Source organism: Alcanivorax sp. HI0044 (assembly GCF_001634945.1).
Genome location: NZ_LWEZ01000625.1, coordinates 1 through 1083, shown reverse-complemented (window position 1 = coordinate 1083; position 1083 = coordinate 1). Strand labels below are relative to the sequence as shown.

Here is a 1083-nt window from a genome sequence, read left to right as displayed (position 1 = left end):
TTATTCCAGGGAAAAACCTGGTACAGAATAAGGGATTTGTTAAAGAAGGCTCTTATATCAGATTTACGGATTCAAGCTTTATAAAAATCGAGGCAACCGACTCTCCAACCCCAGCAAAAGCGAAGAAAGACCCTGTTTTTTCTAGAAATTACGAACACCAATCCGCAAAGCTACTCACAGAGATACTTACTCACAGAGGCGAGTTAGAGAAATACAAAATGTCAAAGAGTCATAATTCTTAAAGCGTCGGCAACTCCATCGAATTCAATCTAACAACATCTTTATAAGTATCCATACTCTGCCAGAAACCCTTATGGAAATATGCACCAAGCTCCCCTTTGTCAACAAGGGAAGGCAGCACATCAGTTTCAAAATCACTGTCTAAATCAAGTTTCTTTAAAACCTCGGTCGAAATCACAAAGAAACCACCATTTATCAGCTGAGGCATCATCGGCTTTTCGATAAAAGAAATGACAGAGGCACTATCATCAACATCTAGTAAACCGAACGGCAGCCGGGGCTGTACGGCGGTCAAAGTCACACCTTTACCAGAAGAAATATGCTGGTCTACCAAGGCATCGACGTTCAGATTGGCGATTCCATCTCCATATGTAGCCAAGACGTTTTTCTCATTTTTAAATAAATGCGATGCAATAGCCAAGCGACCACCTGTAGGAGTATCCTCCCCCGTCTGAAGCACCTTTATTAAAACGCTGCCACCCTTATATCGATCAGCAAACTGCCGAAAAGCCAGTTCATTTGCTCCAACCAACAATACAAACTCAGACACCCCATAAAGACAATAATGATGAATTATATGTTCAAGGATAGGCTTGCCCTGTACTTCCACTAATGGCTTTGGGGTATTCCCAAAGCAGCCTTTCATACGCAGCCCTTGTCCACCACATAAAATCACTGCTTTCATCATCTTTTCTCTGAATCTACCAATGACATGGATGCGCGCATTGCCTGACTATTAAGCCGTGCCGCGAACAAAGGGTAGGAAACGCCTAACGTGGGGTAAATAAGCCTAGAGAAAGCTCTATTTAGACCGCATCTACGTAGATACCTAGAGGAGGTAGC

General features: G+C 42.8%; 2 protein-coding genes. One reads left to right on the top strand and one right to left on the bottom strand.

The features are described 5' to 3' along the window. Positions 1 to 242 (top strand): hypothetical protein (locus A3730_RS32575; RefSeq protein ID WP_231883890.1); only part of this gene is annotated, 242 nt, incomplete at its 5' end. On the opposite strand, the gene A3730_RS07550 is transcribed toward A3730_RS32575, so the two are convergent. Continuing rightward, positions 239 to 928 (bottom strand): sugar phosphate nucleotidyltransferase, encoded by a 690-nt coding sequence (locus A3730_RS07550; protein WP_082872295.1) that lies wholly within the window; start codon positions 926 to 928, stop codon positions 239 to 241. The genes A3730_RS32575 and A3730_RS07550 overlap by 4 nt on opposite strands. Positions 929 to 1083 lie beyond the last annotated feature (155 nt).

Bases quoted from the DNA above. Each gene is read 5' to 3' on its own strand.
- A3730_RS07550 (WP_082872295.1), bottom strand. From the start codon at position 928: ATGATGAAAGCAGTGATTTTATGTGGTGGACAAGGGCTGCGTATGAAA.